This is a genomic window from Lysinibacillus sp. NPDC096212, from assembly GCF_044763105.1.
In the GTDB taxonomy this organism is placed as follows: Bacteria; Bacillota; Bacilli; order Bacillales_A; family Planococcaceae; genus Lysinibacillus.
On sequence record NZ_JBIWFQ010000044.1, the window covers coordinates 1 to 21,819 of the forward strand.

Consider the following 21,819-nt stretch of genomic DNA (forward strand, 5'->3'; position numbering starts at 1 on the left):
GTAGTGGACATAAAAAAAGTGCCTCCTTTAATTGATACATCTATCGTACCGGAGGTGCCTGGTTGTTTATATGCGTTATTTGAATACGGGCTTACAATACAATTAATCATTTGAGGTGAAATATGGATTTCAATCCTTTATGTTATCTGGGGATAGGCGATTCTCTTACGGCTGGTATCGGGCCTATCCAGGCAAAAATACCTCTGAACCAGTAGCATTACCAATTGCATTATTGACTGATTAACCGTAGCTAACTCAAAGTAACAAAACACATAAAAGCCCAGCAAATTATGCTAGGCAGTCACCATTTATTCTTCCTCTTCAAGTAAAATAACACTTTCCAAATTATTCACAAATCTTCTTAACTCTTTAGCTAATTCATTATTTATATCACCGGCCAGATACCATTCATTTATAAGATTTCTTTGTGCTTCAATGGCTATTAAAGCTAAGTATTCTTTTTGTTCTTCTTGCTCTGAAGAATCCATTTTATAAGATGAGTATTGTAAGTGACGATAGTACATTTCCACTTTTTGAGCAATATCTATAGAATATTCATTCGTTTCTTGAACATGCTTGATAATTGATGATGTCACATGATCTTTTAAATCTTTTTTTACTTTATTAATTTGTTCTACAACATTGGCTGGTAGTTTGCTCATCTTCCGTTCACGTAAAAAATGACGTAAACTACGTTTTAATAAAGTAAATGTTCGATTATTTAACATATCTTTTCTTTCTTTAAGAATATAATCAATTTCCTGTTGAATTGATTCGTTTAATCCAAGTTCAGTCATATATTGCTTCGTATAAATTATTTCTAATTCCATCCCAATTTTTCTAACTTCCAACATTTGTTGCCTATATGCTTGAAATGCTTCTTCTGACTGTTTTCGCTCAACATTCATTAACATTGCGTTATATTGATTCATTAACTTTAGAGCTATAGCAGCATTTTCTTCAACTGTTTCACGTTGAATACTACGAATCGCATGTTTTAACATTTCTCTTTTTTCATTCATTATATTTGGCTGTTGGGCTTTTTCTTGATCATTTAATAAAGGTAAAAATATGGTTGCCATTATCAAGGTGAATAAAATAACACCTGCAGCTAAAAAGATAAGTAATTGACGATCCGGAAATAATTCTCCTAGATCAGTTACTAGAGGTAATGATAATATACCTACCATCGTGATCGTACCTCGAACGCCAACAAGCGTTGTCACAATATGATCTTTCATTGTCACTGTATCTTCGTTCTTAAATATTTTTTTATCTACTACATGAAAGAACATCACCCAAACAAAACGGATGACTAACACCATCAAACCAATTGCTAGCACATATAAAATAAGGATACTATTATGAATTTCCTCGCTTACTAGTATTGAATTTGTGGCAGAAGGTAGCATTAGCCCAAGCAGGAGGAAAATAACCCCATTTAATGTAAAAGTCACAATTGACCAAACATGTTCTGTTACCACCTGTTCCTGTGCAATGAAACTTTCGGTCTTTTCTTTAACAATTGCCGCAATAATTCCACCTGTTACAACTGTAATTACCCCTGATGCATGAAATACTTCTTCTGCTATCAAATATAAAATAAATGGTGTTAGAACTTGTAGCAAGACGTAAAATGTTGAATCCACTATTCCTATACGGCGAAGATGAAGTCGAATCCAATATATTGCTAATGCACCTAAAATCCCTATAAGTAAACCAACAAAAAACATATAAAGAAAATCACTTGTTGCTGTTTTCAATGAAAAATAACCGGTTACAATCGCCGCTACTGAATATTTAAACGCGATTAACCCCGATGCATCATTGATTAAAGATTCCCCGCGAACTAAATTCATTATACGATCTGGAATATGAACTCTTTTGGCGATGCCATTTACCGCCACTGGGTCAGTAGGTGATAAAATAGCCATTAAAGCAAAGGCAGCCGCTAAAGGAATCGACGGAATCATCCAGTGCACAAACAGACCACCAACAATAGTCGTTAATAGTACTAATACAATCGCATTGCCTAAAATCGGTAATCGCATTTTCCATAATTGTTCACGAGGAAAATGTGCGCCATCATGATAAAGTAACGGTGCAATAAACAATAGCAAAAACCATTCCGCTTCAATTTCAATGGTAAAATTCTTTGCTACTAAAGCAACTATAATTCCAACTGCAATTTGAATTAAAGCAATCGGGATGAAAGAAATATAATGTGCCAGTACATTTGTCACTAATAATAATATAAGTAGAATCAATATCGATATTAAGAGCTCCATGTACGACCTCCTTTTCTAAGAAATATTGTTTCTTAAGGTCAACCAAATTTTACTCTACTAATTATAAATAAGGTTTGCTGTTCTATAAAATACAGCCTTTTCACAGTTAGTATTTGTCCACTGACTCAATTTAACCCTTATTTCATCAACAAATGAAAGATTACACGGGTGGGACGCTAACAGGCGCCGGTTTTATATGGCTGGGTTTTAGCCTCCTGATTTCCTACAAGAGTTTTGAAGCAACTAGAAATACTGCTGTCTATCAAAGATAAAATTATTCCTATAGAATAACCTCCTTCCAAACAGACCTTGTTTTTATTGGATAACGGAAAGAAATTATTTTCACATGGGGTATCCCATTCCCCCTCCCTATCCAGTGCTTATTATTACAAAATAGAGAGTGCTTGTTTTGTCTGTTATTTTGACGAAGTGTGCACTTTAAATAAAATACGGGTACCACTATTCCGAATTTTCGCAAAAATCCGTTTATTGCGTTATACTTTTCCTTAGTAAAAAAAGGAGGTACAGTCCAATGGTAAAAAAGTAAAATGAGAAAATCTTAAATTATGTTTTAGTTTTTTACAACAAACATGTAGATTTTCTCTTTCATAGAATTAATATCTAAAGTAGAGGAGAAATAACATGTTAAATAAATTAAGTGATACTATTTATTATTTACCAAATCAAGAAGATAACGAACGGCCAACATTAGGTTTGGTATGTGGTGACCAATTTAGTCTAATTATAGATGCTGGCAATTCAACTCAACATGCTAAAGACTTTTTACTAGAAATCGAGAAACTAAGTGTACCACCTATCAAATATTTGGTAATTACACATGCGCATTGGGATCACTTCCTTGGAATGAATGAATTTGAAGCAACTGTTATAGTTAATAGTCGAACAAACGAATTGTTAAAAGAATGGCAAAGTTATAGGTTTGATGATAATTCACTGCAAAAGTATGTGAAAACTAATCAGATGAATGCTAAGTGTATAGAGATTATACAAGCTGGTATACCTAACAGAGGTAGTTTTAAATTGAATTCTCCAGATGTAATTTTTGAAAATACATTAACTATTGATTTAGGTAATAAAGTTTGCCTAATTGAAAGAATCAGAAGTACTCATACAGACGACTCTACAATTATTTATATTCCTGACGAAAAAGTTGTTTTTTTAGGTGATTCTGCATATTGTACAACTACAAATTCCCTATTTCATTTCAAGCAATCATTGTTATTGCCTATGATTAATGACATTAAAAAATATGATGCTGAAATGTTCTTACTTGGTCATGAATCGATCTGTGATTCCAATGAAATGACTATATATTGGGAAGAGTTAACAACAGCAAGTCGAGCTGTAAAATCCACCTCACTAGAAAATGCTATTAAGTGCTTTAAAGTAGAAAATAAAAGAGACCCCAATGATGATGAATTATTTTTCTTAAAAGCATTTGTTAATGACCGCATCATTCAATCACAATAATTGATTAATAGCCACTTCCTTCAGCCTTTTGGTATACCAGTTTTCTCACCATACTGAATTGTTGTTAATTTGATACCTTTATCACCCATTCCTTTTATTGTTGCTTTAAAATAAAGTTTGTTCAAAAAACCTCATAATCCAGTATTTTACGATAAATAAAAGAATCCATTTTGAAAAAAAGATTGATCAAAATGGATTCTTCTCTATATATTTATGTTTAGGTCTTCACAAAGAGGTTGATTATTTTATCTACGTTCTTTAACTAATGCACCATAGTTTAATACCTGATTAACTGATTATATTTTCAGTTCTTCATATTAACTACATAGATATAATTTTGGTTGCAACTGTTTGTTGAAATGCCTGATCATGCTCAACAATCACCATTGTGGGATTAAATTCTTGAATAAGCTCTTCAATCTGCATGCGCGAATAAATATCAATAAAATTCAACGGTTCATCCCAAATATAGATATGCGCTTTTTCACATAAACTTTTGGCTATAAGCAGCTTTTTCTTTTGTCCACCAGAATAATGAGAAATATCTTTCTCAAATTGAATTCGGTCAAAGTCCATCTTACGTAGAATAGATTTAAATAACGTTTCATCAATCCCATGCTCTTCAATAAAGTCCGATAACATTCCCTTCAAATGAGAAGTATCTTGTTGGACATAGGAAATAACGAGACCTGAACCTACATACATTGAGCCTGTATGCTGTATCGGTTTTCCTAGAATTAGTTTGAGGATACTACTTTTTCCGCTTCCATTCTTTCCATCTAGCACAATTCGGTCACCTTGTTCCAGTTTAAAGCTTATTGGCTTATTCACAATTTGGTCATCGTATTTAACAGACACATCAGCCAAAACAATCAATTCATTTGAATGAAACGCCAATGATTCTAATTTTAATGACTCCGTTTTTTCCACATTTTTTAGCAGTTTTGACTTTTCCTCAATAGCTTTTTGCTGCCTTGATTCAATGTTCTTTGCTCTCTTCATCATCTTTGCCGCTTTATGTCCTACAAAACCCTTATCCAACTTAGAACCCGAATTTGTCGTCCCATTTTTGGAAGCTTCCACTTGATTTGACCAACCTGATGTACGCTTTGAAGACTGTTTTAATCTCCCTATGTCTTTTTGTAGACGCTCATTAGTTGCCTCTTCGTGTTCCTGCTGTCTATCAAAATTTAATTTCCAAGAAGAATAGTTACCACTTTGAACTTCAATATTGGCCCTATTTATAGATAGGATATGGTCAACGCATCCATCTAAAAAGTTTCGGTCATGTGAAATTAATATAAACCCTTTTTTCTTCCTTAAATATTCAGAGACCATCTTTCGTGCTTCCGTGTCTAGATGGTTAGTTGGCTCATCAATTAATAGAAACTGACCCTCCGTCAAAAAAAGTGCAGCAAGCAACACCTTTGTTTGTTCTCCATTTGACAATGTTTTAAAAGGTCGATACATGACCTCGGCATCAACGTCTAGATAGGAAATTTCACGAAGAATTTCCCAATCTTCTGCTTGGGGGCAAATTTCTTCCATGATTTCATGAGTATACTTGTTTTTATCCGAAACTGGATAAGGGAAATAATTAAATTCCACCGAAGAATTGATTTTCCCACTATACTCATAATTCCCTAATAATAAATTAAAGAATGTTGTCTTTCCTCGTCCATTTCTACCGATAAATCCAAGTTTCCAATCCGTATCTATTTGAAAGTTTACATTTTCAAAAATATTGTCAAAGCTACTTGGATAAGAAAAAGTTAAATTTTGAACTTGTATCATTGACATGATAATTCCTCCTTTGTATATCAATACTTTTTACTTTTTATACAAAGTCGGCATATCCATCCATTCTAAATTTCTCCGTATAAGTTTGATGGATATTAACGACTTGTACGGAGTAATACATGCGTAACAATAGTGTCTGAATCGCTCATTTTCCACTCTCCTTTATTTATTAAATTAAGGTACAGAAATCAATAGATCTTAACCATGAGAGAATAAAAAATCCTCCCAATTTGTAAATTGGAAGGATTAGTCTTTTACTTATATTAAATAAGCTCTTTATTTGCCACTGGAACCATGACAAATAAAGTGTAAACTGATTTATAAAAATGGACAGACTAATCCTATATTTTGTAGTTTGAAGTTTTTCATTTCAAATAAAAATACAGATTAGTTAATCATGTCCATCCATCAGTCCTCTCATCATTGTATTTGTATATTAACAAATTTTTCCCTGAAATACAATTCAAACATCATTTTTACCCAAAAGTACTGTTTCTGACACAAGTAGCATCTATATCGATTCCAAATTATTTCTGTAACCCCTTTAAAGTTATAAGATTGAAACTTCGTTGCAAAATCATGTGGCAACAATTTTACTATACATTTTGTCTTTTTCTGTTATTAACTTCAAATTTTCTATTGCGAAACATAAAAGACACTAAACTACAGAGCAAAATAATTGGTACACTTACTTTATATAAATCTGTGAAACTTTTTGCCATCTCTTTTTCAGCATAATGACTAATATCATTCGAGAATGTATTAATTTCTCTATTTATGTCCTCTATTTTTTCTCCAACCGCTTTTGTTACTTGGTTTGTAATTTCTACCCGTTTTATTTCTCTGTATTCTACCGGAACCTCATTTAAAGCATTATTTACTTTCTCTTTAATCATGCTTTCCTTTTGTTGTTGATTTATGCCAATATGATCAGTTCCCTGATTCTTTTCTATATTCGACTCTAAGTCTTTGTTTTGTATTTTTTCCTTTGTTACTGTTAATATTTGCTCTTGCTCCGCTTGATCAACATGAAGTTCATGCACCTTTTTTTCCGCATAGTGATAAACATTTTCTTTATTTATGGATAAATTATGAGTTAAGCCTGAGACAAAAATAGCTACAGCCAAGACAATTCCAATTTGTCTGAGCATGGATACAACACTTTGAGAAGCGGTTAATAATTCCCCCTCAAATGTGGAGGCTGTTAACATAGTAATTGGCCCAACAATTAAACCAAATCCAACACCTAAAATCATACACGGAATGATAATTTCTTTATTTGTTGATTCAGCTCCTATCATCTGTAAACAATAATAAGCAAAACTCATAACTATAAACCCCACTAAAATAACCTGAACCTTGCCAAGTTTCTTCATAGCGAGTGAAGCAAACGGAGAAACTAAAAATATCATAGCAGAAATAGGTGTCACTAAAAAAGCTGCTTCCATTTCTGTTCGGTGTTGTATTTTTGTGAGAAACGTTGGAAGCAAAACAGTTACACCAATTAAGAATAAATTACTAAGTATAACTACAATAGAAGCTCCAACAAAAATTCGATCTTTAAATAGCTGCAAATTTACCATCGGTGATGTAACTTTTCTTTCAACTAAGATAAATAGAATAAAAGAAGTAGCACTGATGATATAGCACATCCATGCAAAGTCACTCATCCACCCCCAAGTATTCCCTTTAACTAAAACAAGTGTGAAAAAGAAAATAGCAAAACTAGAAAGTACTAATCCAATCAATTTTAGCAACTACGCGTTCCTCATTCTTTATCTTTAACATAATGAAACATAACACAATACCAATTACACAAATCGGAATATTCACAAAGAATACCCATCTCCATCCTAAATTTTGTGTAATAACTCCCCCTAGTACAGGACCTATAGCTGCCGATACCCCTTGTGTCACCCCTAAAATCCCAAGCGCAACATGCCTTTTTGCCAGCGGAACTGCCGAGACGCCAATTACCATACTTGTTGGAAACAAAACAGCAGCTCCTATACTTTGAACAAAACGAGAAAAAATAAGAAAATCCCCCGTATTTGCAAATGCACATAACGCTGAACCAACTCCAAAAACTATTAAGCCTATAATATATAATTTTGCCTTTCCATAGATATCAGCGACTCGCCCTAGTGGTATCGCTAATACCGCAATAGACATCGTATAGACATTCAATATCCAAGACATTTTCTCCAAAGATGTGTTCACATCAGTCTGTATTGCTGGTAAGGCAATATTCATAATTGTCGTATCAATCATACACAAGAAAATCCCTAAACACATTAAGAAAACGATTTTGATTCCTTTTGGTTGTTCCATAAATCCCCCCACTTTCACGAAACTTTACAATTCATCTCTTTTTTCTTGTATTACTAATTGCGCTAATTTATCTTTTAATGTTTTAACTTGAGCCATATAAGATGCAATCCCAACCTCTAATGAAATCTCTTCCGCAAATGTAATGCCTTCTTTCCATTTTTCATACTTTAAGAGAAGATCTGCAACATACGCCTCTTTTCTCTCAATTTCTTCTTCAATCCACTTCTTCATTGAATTGCTATCGCTATAATTCCCAAAATACATCCTCATTAAAAAGTCAGAACGTAGAACATCCTTTTCTACATCTGTCTTCATGTATTGATAAAACTCTTCTCTTCCTTCATCTGTTATGAAATACATTTTTTTATTTGGCTTACCTTCTTGCATGACAACCTCTTTTTTTATTTTCCCCTCTTTTTCCAACTGTCTTAAAGTCGGATAAATCATTCCAAAACTGCCATCAAAAAAATGCGTGAATACATCTTCAAAAACAATTTTTATATCATAACCAGATAATTCTTTTTCCATAAGTAATCCTAAAACAACATCTCTTCCTTTCAAAATAAGCACCTCACATAATAAATATAATCAACAACCATATAAACATTGTTAATATGATTGTTGATTATATATTTTATTTATCCGTTTGTAAAGTTTATCCATTAAATTTAAAAGCAGAAAGATACATCCCCTGAATATAATGAATTTAAAAAGTTCTGTTTAACAAAAAAAGACTGAAACCAATATTCAGTCTTTTTTCACTTCATTAAAATGTGTAATCATTTTATAATCTTATTACATGAACAATCATAGATTAACTATTACCTTTTAATAAAATGGATTTTAGTAAAACAGCTGAACTTTCGTGCCAAAAATTTATTCAATATGCCAAACGGCGGTTTTGATTAGTCGATACCGGCGTTTTTCATTTTTAGTGATGAGAAGGGCAATATCTCAGTAAAATAAACTAAATTTTATTCAACAAGATTTGGGGTGAATTCTTATGTTTGCAATACTGCTAGCTATAAGCACTGGAGTTGTTTTTGCTATGCAAACAGCGATCAATGCTCAATTACGAAAATTCGTGATTTCCCCTTTTTTAGCTTCAATGATCTCCTTCTCTGTAGGGGTAATCTTTTTAGCGATTACAATATTAGTTAGTGGTTTACCATTAGGTATTCCATTTGATTTATTCTTAAGCCAACCTATTTTTATATGGCTAGGAGGAATCTGTGGTGCAGTTGCTGTAACTACCAATATACTTTTATTCCCTAAATTAGGAAGTGTACAAACAGCGATAATGCCAATCTTGGGAATGACTTTGATGAGTATGCTAATAGACAATTATGGCTGGATTAACTCTAGGCAATATTCTTTCGGTTTGAACCGAGTTTTTGGAGTATTATTAGTCATTATAGGCGTTTTTTTAGCTGTGGCTTTACCGAGTATGAAAACTAACCAAGACCCTTCCGAAGCAACTAAGAAAAACATGTTAAATCAATGGATTTGGCGTTTAGTAGGAATAATGTCAGGAATATTACTGGCTATACAAATTGCTATCAATGGTCAGTTAGGAAAAGTTCTGAATTCTTCTTCCCACGCAGCCTTTGTTTCATTTTTGGTAGGTACCATTACGTTAATTATCGTCGTTGGGGTCATGGATCGTTCTTACACAAATATTAAAGAGCCTATTAAACAGTCGGCTCCTTGGTGGGTATGGATTGGAGGTATTTTAGGGGGGGCTTATGTTCTAATAAATGTATTTCTCGTTGATCAAATCGGAAACGGGCAAACTGTAGTCCTTGTTTTATTTGGTCAAATCACTGGTAGCCTGATGGTAGAAAAATTCGGATTATTTAACTCTTCGAAAAATCAAATTAAACCAATACAAATATTTGGTTTAATTGTTATGATAGTTGGTGTTTTTTTAATCAGGGTATTTTAAATCGAATTCTTATGGAAATAACGAATAAGTTCAATTGTTTTTTAAACTGTTAGTACCCCTCCTATCATTATTTAATTTCCTGTCTGCTTTCCCTCATAAGCAGACATTATTTATATTAATCAATTAATAATACTTTGTTTGAGATATTTACATCCTCTATAGGAAATGGTTTCAGTTCACTTCGAAGTAAATCCTTAAAGACAGCGGTTACTTTTTAACTTATTCCAAATATTGTTACTTAGTTTCCCTCCCACAAAAATAAATATATTCTTCAATCCTATCACGCTCTCCCCCTTCGTTCATTTATAAAACAAATACAGAACAATTCTGTATATTCATTTTACTTGCATGTTGTTGTTTAGTAATATTGAACTGTAAGGAGTTATTACTTAATATGTTTTTAAAAAAGTGAAAAAGTAAGAAAGGTATGTGATGTTAATGTTGGAGTCAATTATTATCGCAATTATACTGATTTTATTAATATTTGCTATTTATTTATCAATTAAATTCATAATAACTAAAATAAGAGATATAGAGCAATTAAAACGAAAAGTGGAGAACTTGGAGAGAAAAGATACTCATCATGACGAGTGAGAGTTTCTATATCCTTATTATAATTATAACTATTAATGAGCCCTTTCTCCCGCACTTGACTTAGCAGATTTTGGATACTATCATAAAATAAAATCAAAACGGTAACTTGATAAAATGTAAAAAAGGATTGTATATGAAGTTGTTATCATTAGAATAAATAAACCTTTTTTAGCTATGTTTCATTTGCAAATTTATACAGAATTCGAGTAAAACTGAAATAATTTGAATTTTTGTAGGTGATAATATCAAAATTTCAATAGAAGAAATAAGCCTAGAATTAGAAGAAGAGATTCTTATTAGGTGTCATGAGGTTGATGAAGAAATAAATGAAATCTTAAACAAGCTGAAATCTGAAAATCCTATTTTACTCGGACATCAACAAGATAGTATTCACCGCATTAGGCTCAGTGATATCTATTATTTCGAGGCAGTCGATGGAAAAATTTTTATGTACTGCAGGAACAACGTTTTTGAGGTGAAACAAAAACTGTACGAGTTAGAGGAATTATGTAAAGGAAAAAACTGTTTTCGCGCATCGAAATCAACTATTTTGAACATCGCCAAAATTTCATCTGTTCATCCGACTATTAGTGGTCGATTCGAAGCTGTCCTTGATAACGGAGAACATACTGTTATATCAAGGCAGTATGTACCTGTCCTTAAAAATATGCTTGGTTTGTAAAGAGGGATACATATGAATTTTTTTGAATTTGTACAAAAGATAATTAAGAATTTCTTTATTATCTTCGGATCCATAATCATGATTATTACTATATTGCGACAAATTTATGATCCTGACATGGCCTTTGATTTGAAGTCAATTTATATCCTTATGGCATTTTCATTTTTAGGTGCATTAACAGGATTTATTTTATATTCTCCTGATGATCTAAGTGAGAAGAAAATGCGTATAAGGATTATTATTCATTTCTTCACTTTGGAGATTTTATTGATTGTCCTTGGCAGCGCTATGAATCTTGTAACTGGTATGGGGCTAATCATTCTTGCACTGCAAATTGCGGTAATCTATATCATTGTTCATCTACTGTCATGGCAAAATGATAAAAAAGATGCAAAAAAAATCAATGAAAAACTAAAGACATTTAAGAAAGACTTTGGTGAGTAGTCAAGAAAATCAATAAGCAGTACAGTAGTTGGCTGCAACAGATTATCTTCATTCAGTGAAAGACTCCCACCTCTATAGGTGGTAAGATGAATGCGATTTTAATTACTTTTTCAGTGGGTATCCAAACACCTATTGAATGAAGATAAAGCCTCCGGCAGGTGTCACGGATTTTCAAAGGAATGAATAAAGGATGTTAGCCTAAAACCTTCGCATCCTGCAAAAACGGCTAACTGACCTGCATCGGTAAAAACGCCACGTCCTGTGGCATTACCGAAATGACCGACATCGTGTCGGCCCTCGTGCAGGCCTGGGCACAATTCAAAATCCGGACACATTGTTTATCGGTAGCGAAAGCAAAGCGACAGCTACAAATGTTTACTGCGCGAAAGCGGAGCGTCAGCGGCAATTACGCCAAGGCGAAATTGATCTTACGGTAAGCATTTGAGCTTACCTTTTTTTTCATCTTATTGGCTTATAAATACAACTTACCGTTTTTCCATATACATCCTTTCATCTGTTTATTATGATAATTTCATAAAAATTTTTCCAATGAGATGGAGGAACGACTATGGGAATTTTACTATTATTAACAGCTGTGATTTTCGAGATTGCTTTTGCAATCTACTGCATAGCAACTAAGCAAAACCATAAAAAATTAAAGAATTGGATTAGGATTGCTGTATTTATTGTATTTGCAATACTTACTGTTTCATCGGTGATTGTCTGGAGTTTTTCCTGGGTAATGCTTGCTATCCTACTTTTCTTATTAGCCGTATATGGGACAGTATCTCTTATCCTTAAGAAAAAAAATATCAAACAATACAAAACTTCTACCATTGTGTGGAAGTCCATTATGATGATATTGATATTTGTCTTTGTACTTTCACCTGTCATTATTTTTCCACAGTATCAATCACCAAAAGTGACAGGAGAATATGAAGTCGCAACCGCTACTGACACATTTATCGACAAGAGCCGTATTGAGGATTTTTCTGACAAGGGGGACAACAGAATTGTTAATGTGGAATTTTGGTATCCCAAAAACACAGATGGAACATACCCTCTATTAGTATTCTCACATGGAGCATATGGTATCAAGACAAGCAACAGTTCTACTTATACTGAGCTGGCAAGCCACGGTTATATAGTCGTTTCCATCGACCATCCTTATCATTCCTTCTATACTCGTTCAGAGGATGGGATAGTAACTATGATCAGTCCAGATTTTAAAAATGAAGTCGAAAATACGAATAAAGGTCTTTATTCGAACGAAGAACGGTACAATATCATTCAAAAATGGATGAAACTACGAACAGACGATATGAATTTTGTCATTGATACAATACTTACAAAAGCTAAAAGTGACAATGACCCTATTTATCAACATATCAATACAGAGAAAATTGGTGTGTTTGGGCACTCAATGGGAGGTGCTGCAAGTGTGTTGCTAGGTAGAGAACGCGATGATGTAAGTGCAGTAGTAAATATCGATGCCCCTTTCTTTAGTGAACTTATTTATAACAAAGCTGATGATAATTTTATGGCAAGCAGCAAAGCCTACACAACCCCTCTTTTTAACATTTATTCAGACGATGTTTGGCGTCAACTGAATCGTACTCCTGTTTATGTAGCGAACAAACTCAATAATAAACAGTTCGAAGGAGCATATACTACTCATTTTAAAGGGGCAAAACATTTAAGCTTAACCGATTTACCGCTTTTCTCCCCTATACTTGCAAATATTCTACAAGGAGGAAAAGCCGACATTGATAAATATTACTGTATTGAAACTGAAAATGAACTAATCCTTAAATTTTTTGACTTTGAATTAAAGGGAATCGGCCATTTCGCTCCCAAAGAGACATATTGAACACAAAGTTTTTTTCGTCGTTATATAGGATACGGCGCCCCCTGTCAAATACTTGTATACATTTTAATAGAGGAAGCCCATTGACAAAGTCTAATTGGGCTTCCTCTATCGAACTACTCTTATTAATGTCTTGTAGTGAAACTTATTATTATGCGCAAGTGCTCAAGCTTTTCTAGACCAAATTACAAATTGGAATCAAAATGTATTACACGGCATTTTTTGAATCACAAAAAAATAGATCACTATCCGTATAACACTCTTTCAGACAATTAAGATAGTAAAGACTACTTTCTTGTCTGACCTCACTTTCATCCCATGTCTAAAGACTGGCTACACCCCTGCAAGGTCTTTCTCGGTCGAAAAATCTGTAACGGCCTTTTTGTTTTGCTCATAGTCATGTTGTCCAACTAACGATTCCCAAGGTCGTGTGGAGCCAGTCGAAGATTGTCTGATGAAGCAAACGCATTGCGCCCATATGGCAGTGTTCACCTGCACCATCAGCGTTCCGCATCACGACATGCTTATGCGGAGCTTTTAGCTCGGACGCAAGCTTACTTGCCTGCCCCTTGAACACAAGATCGTTCTCTCCCTCTAGAATTAGAGCAGGGGACTTGATTTTATGCATGTCTTCGGTGGTGAGAGCAAACTGCTCGCTCTTACGGATGTATTCCGGTTCATTCGAAGCGCCAAACACCCATACACCATTCTGCAGTGCCCAACGAGCGTAGGTGTCGTGTTTCTTAATCCATTCGAGTACGGGTATCGCCTGCTCATCGTATCCGGCTTTGATCCACTCTACGAGGAATTCCGGGAGCGGAGGATAAGTCGCGAAAAAGCTCGTCAAACCGTCGTCAAGCACGATCGCTGCTGGACGATGATCAAAAGCCGCTGTCCGAGCGCACAGATATCCACCCATGCTATACCCAAATAGCACAATTTTGGACTTGTCGACCTCAGGACGTGTCTCAGCGTAATCCATTACAGGACCGAGTACCGCTTCCCAGTCCGGACGGTAGGGCACTTTCTTCTCGCGGATCATGCGACCCGTACCGGGACCGTCATACAGGATCACGTTGAAACCACGCCGCAACGCGGCTGCGCCAATGACGTAGTAGCCTTCCTCTGTCGTTGAGTCAAATCCATTAGTGTAAATGATCGTCGGCCGGGGTTTCCCACTGTCGTCCACGAGGAGCAGGTATCCGTGGAGCTTATCTTCGCCGTAAGGGATGGAGATCTCCTCGAAGGGGCCATCCAGCAGTTTGCCCGCCTTCACAAATGCCTCGCGAGAAAGACCGAACAGCTCGAGAACGTGCCGATCGTTTATTGGATCTTTGCGACGGTAAAATTCAGCGCTACGATAGTAGGCTGAAGCACGCAAGAATGCCTCTCGTGCGCTAATCTTGTCTCCATGCTCGAAGGAATCTTTCCCGCGTACATAAATTCTGTCTGCGATAGCTTTCCACTCCATCATCCATGCTTCTTCATCACCTTCGGGGATTGCCGCAGCGGTCAAGAACACTTCGTTTAGATCAGCGCCGTTGTCAACTGCGAATCCAGCTGCACGCAACGTTTCGAAATTAAATGATTTATCTTTGAAAAAAAAATTCTTTACAAAAGCTTCCTTTTGACAATCAATTTCCTTTTTAGTGGATGGTTCATACATCGAAGCATTTACTGGGGTTGTATACACCGGAAATACTGAGGATGGTACATACCTCCCAGCATTTACTGGAGCTCCATATGCCGGAGATACTGCTGATGGTGCATAAATATGAAGTGTTGGTTTCATAAAGCTAACTGGGTATTCATAATACCAATAGTGCTTGAGATATTGGTCGTACATGTTCTCCCCCTACTTTCCAAATATTTTTCTCATGTTACTCTATCAATTATGCCTCGGCGTCATTGCGTCCGAAATCAGCTTTGCACTTAGGCATGCAAATGTTTTTTGTGCGAAAGCGCAGTGTTAACGTAGCGGCAGCAAAAGATGTTTTTTGCGCGAAAGTGTAGCTACAGCGGCACCGATGCAGGCCAGTTAGCAGTTATCGCATGGATGCGATTTAGGCTAAAATCCTTTATGAACTCCTTGCCGATTTCCGTGACATCCGCCGGAGGCTTTAACTTCTTTCAGCGAATGTTTGAACACCTGCTGAAAAGTAAGTTTAAACCCGCTTCATCTCACAACTATAGGAATGGGAGACTTCGTACCTTTCGCTATGCTTTCGGTACAGAAAATAATTGTAACTGCCGTCGCACTTTCAATACAAAAAATATTGCTGAAAGAAGTTAATGAATAGGTTAATATCATGCACAGTTTATGAAATTGGGATAGAAAAGTGTTAGGTAGGTGCCTACTCTTTAATAAAAAACAGCTCAACCTTAAAATAAGTCTTTTAAAATACTTTGTGTAAACTGCTCAAGCTGAAATACTCTCTATTACTTATTTAATCTTTTCGAGTGTAACTATAAGTAAAGTTTAATCAAATACACCTCATAAACCCTTAATTTACGATAAATTAAAAAGAACCCCTTTGAAAAAAATTATTCAAAATGGATTCTTATCCAGCAGATTTAAGTTTCAGTTTTATAAAGTATACTGTATCGAATGTATTGAAAAAATGTAGATCCCAACGTGACAAAACTTACAGAGTCCTTATAGGAAGTGCCATAAGTAAAATAGCTAAGAAACTCATGGAAAAAGGCTTAATCAAAAGTTTTCAGAAACCAAACAAGAGGCTGGAATAAAACTGGTCAAAACCTTAAAAAGCGCGGGAAATCAATTTTAGAAACATTGATTTCCCGCGCTTTTCTGATGTAAAATTTCCTAATTCCGCTGTAAAAGTTTACTTATCTTTCGAGTAATTATACTTAGAACGATCAACCGGAGTATAATCTGTTGGCGTATAGAATCTCAATAAGTCACCATTCACAACTTTATCAGATAATTCTAATTTACGATCTACATTATTTTTAATAGTTTTCGCATACTCTAATTGATTATCATCTAGTAGTAAACCTGTTTTATTATCATAAAATTTCCCATTAACCGAATAAATAGTAGGACTGACAAAACCGCCATTTCTAAATGGTACAACTTCATCATGGTCTTTTGATAATAAGTCGGAACCAAATTGAACAAATTTTTGCGTATCAATTCCTAGTAAATGTAATAACGTTGGAAGAAGGTCTGTTTGGCCACCATAAGTATGGTTAGTTCCACCTTGCATTCCTGGAACATGGATAAATAATGGTACGCGTTGCAAATTAGCATTTTCATATGGTGTAATTTCTTTTCCAATGACTTGTTCCATCGCATCATTATGATTATCTGAAATACCGTAATGGTCACCATAAAGAACAATCATCGAATTATCATATAATCCTGATTCTTTTAATTGGTCGAATACTTGTTTGATCCCTTCATCTGCATAACGTGCTGTTTGGAAATAATTATCTACACTTGAATCTCCAGTATTAGCTTTATCAATTGTAACTAAGCTTTGATCCATTTTATATGGAAAATGGTTCCCTACCGTAATTAATTTCGTATAGAAAGGTTGTGGTAACGAACTTAACATACTTTCAGATTGTTTAAAGAATGGTTTATCTAACAATCCGTATTCAGCCATGTTTTCTGAAGAACCCGTGTCATAATAACTAGCATCAAAGAAGTGCTCGAATCCAAATGATTTATAAATCTCATTTCGATTCCAGAAGCTTCCGTTGTTACCATGGAATACAGCAGATGTATAACCATAATCTTTTAAAATACTAGGGGCTGCTTGATACGTATTTTGTGCTTTTGTAATATAAGCAGATCCTTGTGGTAATCCAAATAAAGAATTTTCCAGCATAAATTCTGCATCGGAAGTTTTACCTTGACCTGTTTGATGGAAGAAATTATCAAAATACAATGTATTCTTATCTTTTGTTAATGAATTTAAAAATGGTGTAACTTCTTCACCGTTTAACTTATAGTCGATAAGGAAGTTTTGGAATGATTCTAAATGTAAATAGATAACGTTCATTCCTTTTGCTTTACCAAAATATTCCGTATTAGGTTTGGCGTAGTTGGATTTTGTATAGTTCATCACTTCTGTAATATCACTACTATCCGCCAAAGCTCTCTGTGAAGATGCTTTCATCGTTTCTACTGAATCATAAATCGTATAGTTATACATTCCGAGATATTTCACAATATAGTTTCTATCAAAACCTCGAGTTAATAGTTGCGGACGATCAGCTTCAGCTAGTCCTAAATTTAGGATTGATATTGCTAATGCAAAAGTAATGATTGCCGTTGCTTTTTTATATCCAAAACGATTGCTATCTTTTTGTATTTTTCTTGAGAATCGTAAGTAAAACATTACGAATACATCCACAAAGAACAAGAAATCATAAGGCTTTATTAAAGTAAGAACACTACCACCTAAATCTCCGAAGTTCTGCGTTTGGGTAACTGTAGGTAATGTAATGAAATCACTAAAAAATCGGTAATATACAATATTGGCATATAAAAGAATAGACATCAGAGTATACACTACAACTAGTGATGTATATTTTCTCTTTCCTCTAAATAAAAATGATATTCCTAGAAACAGCATTGCTGAACCTAGTGGATTTAATAGTAAAAGGAAATGTTGAAGGAATCCTTCTACTCCTAGTTTAAATTGTGCTGTTTGAGCGATGTATGTTTTAATCCATAACATTAAAACAGCTAATAAATATATCCCTAAAAATTTGTTTAATAGGTTATCTTTTTTACTTAAAAAATTTTTCATTTTTGCACCTCGTTTACTTACTTTTAAATCTAGATGTATATTAACTTAGATTATAAGTATATATTGCATTCAAAATATATTATTTCACAGTATCTTTTTCGTAGCTATTGTATACTACTCCCCATATAGACTTCTGTCAAGTTGTAAAATATAATTGCAGACAGCTAGTACATTTCTCCCTACTAGTGTAAATCACCTTTCGTAAAAAACCTCCGCATATGCGTTTTTCAACTAACATTTACGGGGGATTTTAAACCATAAGAATACCTCATTATTTTCAACAATAGCAATTTTAAAACACAATTTTAGTTTTAACAATTAAATTTGGTTACATGAAACTTATAATTTTGTAAGCTTTAGTTTCAATAAATTTAAACAAGAGTTATTGAACATTTAAGGTTAAATATATCTCGGAGTAAATCTTTTGATAATAAATCGAGTATTAAATTCATATTCAGTTCATAGAAAAAAGGGATTACCATTATGGTGGAATTGCACTCGGTAGAGTCATTGGTGTTCATAAATCCGGCTAGATGTTTGAGGAAATAAAAACGGCGGAAGTTCTTGTGTAACAAGAGCCTCAGCCGTTTGTTTTTCCAGGGCGGAAGTTTATACCTAATTAATATTACCTGTTGGGTATAATGTAGTTCCTCCAATTGAAACATTTATTTCATTAGATAATGGAACATTGTATTCATCAATAATCGTTCTCCACCATTCCCATGCAAGACCTGTACATTCTCTTGCATAAATTCTTATATTTTTTGAATTAGGCGGAAGTGGTATTACTGTAGAGAAATGAGCTGTTTTGTCTTTCCAGCTTCCATCCCACGTTTTATGGGTTAGTACTTCTTTCCCGTTTTCATCATATGAAAATTCATCCCAAGCTACTTCAAATTGAGCAACATATGCACCATAATGATCAAGGATGATTTTGCCTTTAGAATATTCTGTAGCTGTCGTCTCGATATAATCTGTATTGTTATGGACAGCAGCAATTGAATTATCCTTTAAGAAAACACTTGTATAGGATATTGGGTATGCTGGATTTTTAAGACTAAATTCTGCATTATCCTGAATTATTTTTCTAATATCATTAAAGTCTTTTGAGACAACCTGGTTATGCTTTTGTGAATCTCCACCTAATACTACAGCAGTAAAGGAACTTTCTTCAAAAATATCTTTGTACTGTCCACTAGTTTCTACATTAGTATTGACATCCTTCAGTAAGGCTTTAAAAGCAGCTTGTACATCCTTACTCTTAGAGTTTGTTTCTAATTTCACATAAATTGTTCTGCCATACGCTACATTTGATACCATAACGGGAGGAGCATTATTACTTACCCCTTTACGAGTTAACTCTTCAAAAGAAACACTATCATCAAAAAGGTCTGATGGATTGTTAGGTTGTTCTGCACTTACGGTATAAAATATTTGTTTATATGCCGCAACCATCACTTTTTTCTCTCCACTCGCAATTGCATTAAAGTCAATTCCCAGAGAATTATCAAGAACTTGGGCGTTAACATTCAGAGCGCTTGCTATTTGAGATTTGCTATAAACCATAGATTCTGAATATTGTAGTCTTGCAGGTAAAGTATGGGTTGTTGAATATTTTTCACTCCAATTAGATACTAATTCATCTACTGCTCCAGATACATTACCATATGTTGGGTTTTCCACAGTCACAGTATTTTCCCTTTTCATGCCAGGTAAATCTATGCTAATATTTAGCGGTTTTCTTTTGGCCACCAATAAACTAGGTTGATTGTCCACAAAAGCTTTGTTGGCAAGTTGTAATGCTCCTGGATATGTACGATTCGCCATAGAGTCGATAATTGAAATATCTACCGGTGAAGTTGTAAGTGATTTTTTGTTACGTTCAACCACTATAAATTTATCATTTGAGTTAATACCTTCTTTTGGGACAAAACTATCAACCTTGTCACCATTCACCGCTAAAACTTCTCTGTTATTGTAGTTCAAGTTTGCTATACCAGTATCAATGTCATTAGAGTTGCTTTTTTCACTAGCTACATTAGGATCAAGTGTTGCAGCAAAGGAAATAATCGGGTAATTAATGATGCATAAACTAACAGATAAACATACTAGAATTTTTATTACTTTAAAATAATTTCGAATTCCCAAAAAACCACTCCTTTTTTAGGAAATTATACCACGAAATTAATTTTTAAAATACAGTAGTTTAGTTTCATACCCAACTTGCCGAAGAGTATATATATAGTAAAAATAGTATATTCTAATTTCCGATTTTAACTACTATAGACTTAACAATTACTGTGTGACATCTAAGATTATGGTGGCTCATCATTCGTTCTAATTGTCGTTCCATTTATTCTTTTAATTATTATCGGCGCTACTTTCTTGTATTAATCTAAAGAGCCATTGTTAATACCTATCACAAATAGCGAGAATAATGGGTAAAGCTTATTTAGCTTTAAATCACCTTATTTAAGGGTCACTTTTACAAGAGTGACCTCTTTATCATTAAAATATTTGAAAATTATTTTTAAAATTAAATTTTGTAAGTAGATAAATATCGCAATCCCTTTTGAAAACTTTACATATTATAAAATTATAGAGAGGAGGGAAATTACTATGTCTGAATACTATGGTAGTGGTAGTGGTTATGGCACAGGTTCAGCATTTGCGCTAATTGTTGTTCTATTCATTCTTTTAATTATTGTAGGCGCTACTTTCATGACTAAAGGTTATTAATACCTAACACCGCCTATAATGCTCATAACTATTGTAAGGTAATACTAATTATACCTTTCACCTTCGAATCGGTACTAAGGGTCACAATCCTCCGGTGACCCTTTAATATTTCCTCTTTCAATATCATTCTCAACCTCCCAAGACATAATAAAAAGCCAAACTTTATGTGACTAAGTTTATAGTTCTCATTATGATCTTTAATTGTTTAAGTCTTTTACTTTTAAATACAACTCCATGGTTGAAAGTTATATATCAAAGATGATACCGCTATTAAATAATGCTTGGAGAAATCCATGAATAACAACAACCAAAACTTTAACAAAAAAACCCCAAATGCAATGAACTCGATGAACCAAGAATTCGGGAATGAGACTGATGTTAATCAGATTAAACAACAAATCCAACAAGCAGAGGCTAACAAAAAACAAGCTTCTGGAGCAATGAATTCGATGAACCAAGAATTTGGGAATGAGACTGATGTTAATCAAATTAGACAACAAATCCAACAAGCAGAAGCTAACAAAAAACAAGCTTCTGGTCGATATGGAAACGAAAACGGTACAAAATAAGTTAAATTATCATCCTCAACCGGCACCCTTTTTTCCCGTTTTTTTCTATCTTTCTCATCATCCCTATATCAACCCGAAGAATATTAATTTTTCTGTTTACTTTAGTATGGTTAAAATAAAATTTTTGTAATGCCTATCCGTAACGAACTCGCCGTAAAGTTTTATTATTTATTATTTTTTTATATTGTAATGTTTTTTACATACTCATTAGCTTCGGGATAGCCTGCTTCCACCATTAGCAGACATTTTTTAATTCATATTGTTTTACCAATAGCATGTATTAGG

At 34.1% G+C, this 21,819-nt stretch carries 13 protein-coding genes and 3 pseudogenes; 9 read left to right on the plus strand and 7 right to left on the minus strand.

The features are described from left to right. Positions 1 to 308: 308 nt before the first annotated feature. Positions 309 to 2,288, minus strand: coding sequence for a cation:proton antiporter (locus tag ACIQ7T_RS26245; RefSeq protein ID WP_402874822.1), 1,980 nt, complete (start codon positions 2,286 to 2,288; stop codon positions 309 to 311). A gap of 642 nt (positions 2,289 to 2,930) precedes the next feature. Between ACIQ7T_RS26245 and ACIQ7T_RS26250 the strand changes: the two genes are divergently transcribed. Beyond that, complete coding sequence (locus tag ACIQ7T_RS26250) at positions 2,931 to 3,779, plus strand: MBL fold metallo-hydrolase (RefSeq protein WP_402874825.1); 849 nt, start codon at positions 2,931 to 2,933, stop codon at positions 3,777 to 3,779. Positions 3,780 to 4,100: 321 nt separating this feature from the next. Here the strand turns inward: ACIQ7T_RS26250 and ACIQ7T_RS26255 are convergent, their stop codons facing one another. The 3 genes and pseudogenes from ACIQ7T_RS26255 to ACIQ7T_RS26265 form a co-directional block, all read right to left on the minus strand. Further along, the gene (locus ACIQ7T_RS26255) at positions 4,101 to 5,579 is read right to left on the minus strand and encodes an Lsa family ABC-F type ribosomal protection protein (RefSeq protein ID WP_402874828.1); all 1,479 of its coding nucleotides are present in this window, start codon (positions 5,577 to 5,579) and stop codon (positions 4,101 to 4,103) included. A gap of 596 nt (positions 5,580 to 6,175) precedes the next feature. Then, positions 6,176 to 7,910: pseudogene (locus ACIQ7T_RS26260) on the minus strand (MFS transporter). Between the two features lie 24 nt (positions 7,911 to 7,934). Beyond that, the gene (locus tag ACIQ7T_RS26265; protein WP_370082554.1) at positions 7,935 to 8,471 is read right to left on the minus strand and encodes a PadR family transcriptional regulator; all 537 of its coding nucleotides are present in this window, start codon (positions 8,469 to 8,471) and stop codon (positions 7,935 to 7,937) included. A gap of 442 nt (positions 8,472 to 8,913) precedes the next feature. Here ACIQ7T_RS26265 and ACIQ7T_RS26270 point away from each other — a divergent pair, with 442 nt between their 5' ends. The 4 genes from ACIQ7T_RS26270 to ACIQ7T_RS26285 all read left to right on the plus strand — a co-directional run bounded on the left by ACIQ7T_RS26270 (position 8,914) and on the right by ACIQ7T_RS26285 (position 13,445). Then, positions 8,914 to 9,855, plus strand: coding sequence for a DMT family transporter (locus tag ACIQ7T_RS26270; protein WP_370082552.1), 942 nt, complete (start codon positions 8,914 to 8,916; stop codon positions 9,853 to 9,855). 991 nt (positions 9,856 to 10,846) lie between these two features. Beyond that, complete coding sequence (locus tag ACIQ7T_RS26275; RefSeq protein ID WP_402874858.1) at positions 10,847 to 11,131, plus strand: LytTR family DNA-binding domain-containing protein; 285 nt, start codon at positions 10,847 to 10,849, stop codon at positions 11,129 to 11,131. A 12-nt stretch (positions 11,132 to 11,143) separates the two neighbouring features. Continuing rightward, positions 11,144 to 11,575, plus strand: coding sequence for a DUF3021 family protein (locus tag ACIQ7T_RS26280; RefSeq protein WP_402874834.1), 432 nt, complete (start codon positions 11,144 to 11,146; stop codon positions 11,573 to 11,575). A gap of 568 nt (positions 11,576 to 12,143) precedes the next feature. Continuing rightward, positions 12,144 to 13,445: an alpha/beta hydrolase gene (locus ACIQ7T_RS26285; protein ID WP_402874837.1), complete on the plus strand. Its 1,302-nt coding sequence runs from the start codon at positions 12,144 to 12,146 to the stop codon at positions 13,443 to 13,445. Between the two features lie 394 nt (positions 13,446 to 13,839). On the opposite strand, the gene ACIQ7T_RS26290 is transcribed toward ACIQ7T_RS26285, so the two are convergent. Next, complete coding sequence (locus ACIQ7T_RS26290; protein ID WP_370082544.1) at positions 13,840 to 15,288, minus strand: alpha/beta hydrolase family protein; 1,449 nt, start codon at positions 15,286 to 15,288, stop codon at positions 13,840 to 13,842. Positions 15,289 to 16,033: 745 nt separating this feature from the next. Here ACIQ7T_RS26290 and ACIQ7T_RS26295 point away from each other — a divergent pair. Further along, positions 16,034 to 16,187, plus strand: a pseudogene (locus ACIQ7T_RS26295) (MarR family transcriptional regulator); the annotation flags it as partial. A 101-nt stretch (positions 16,188 to 16,288) separates the two neighbouring features. Here ACIQ7T_RS26295 and ltaS read toward each other — a convergent pair. Next, a complete protein-coding gene (ltaS, locus tag ACIQ7T_RS26300) occupies positions 16,289 to 18,226 on the minus strand; it encodes a lipoteichoic acid synthase (RefSeq protein ID WP_370082542.1) in 1,938 nt (645 codons plus the stop codon). Positions 18,227 to 18,841: 615 nt separating this feature from the next. After that, positions 18,842 to 20,374, minus strand: a complete 1,533-nt coding sequence (locus ACIQ7T_RS26305) for a thiol-activated cytolysin family protein (protein ID WP_370082540.1) — start codon at positions 20,372 to 20,374, stop codon at positions 18,842 to 18,844. A 174-nt stretch (positions 20,375 to 20,548) separates the two neighbouring features. On the opposite strand from ACIQ7T_RS26305, the pseudogene ACIQ7T_RS26310 reads away from it, so the two are divergent. From ACIQ7T_RS26310 to ACIQ7T_RS26320, 3 genes and pseudogenes are all read left to right on the plus strand, one after another. Beyond that, positions 20,549 to 20,620, plus strand: a pseudogene (locus ACIQ7T_RS26310) (YjcZ family sporulation protein); the annotation flags it as partial. A gap of 225 nt (positions 20,621 to 20,845) precedes the next feature. After that, on the plus strand, positions 20,846 to 20,965 hold the full coding sequence (locus ACIQ7T_RS26315) for a YjcZ family sporulation protein (protein ID WP_370082538.1): 120 nt from the start codon (positions 20,846 to 20,848) through the stop codon (positions 20,963 to 20,965). A gap of 293 nt (positions 20,966 to 21,258) precedes the next feature. Next, on the plus strand, positions 21,259 to 21,534 hold the full coding sequence (locus ACIQ7T_RS26320; RefSeq protein WP_370082536.1) for a gamma-type small acid-soluble spore protein: 276 nt from the start codon (positions 21,259 to 21,261) through the stop codon (positions 21,532 to 21,534). Positions 21,535 to 21,819 lie beyond the last annotated feature (285 nt).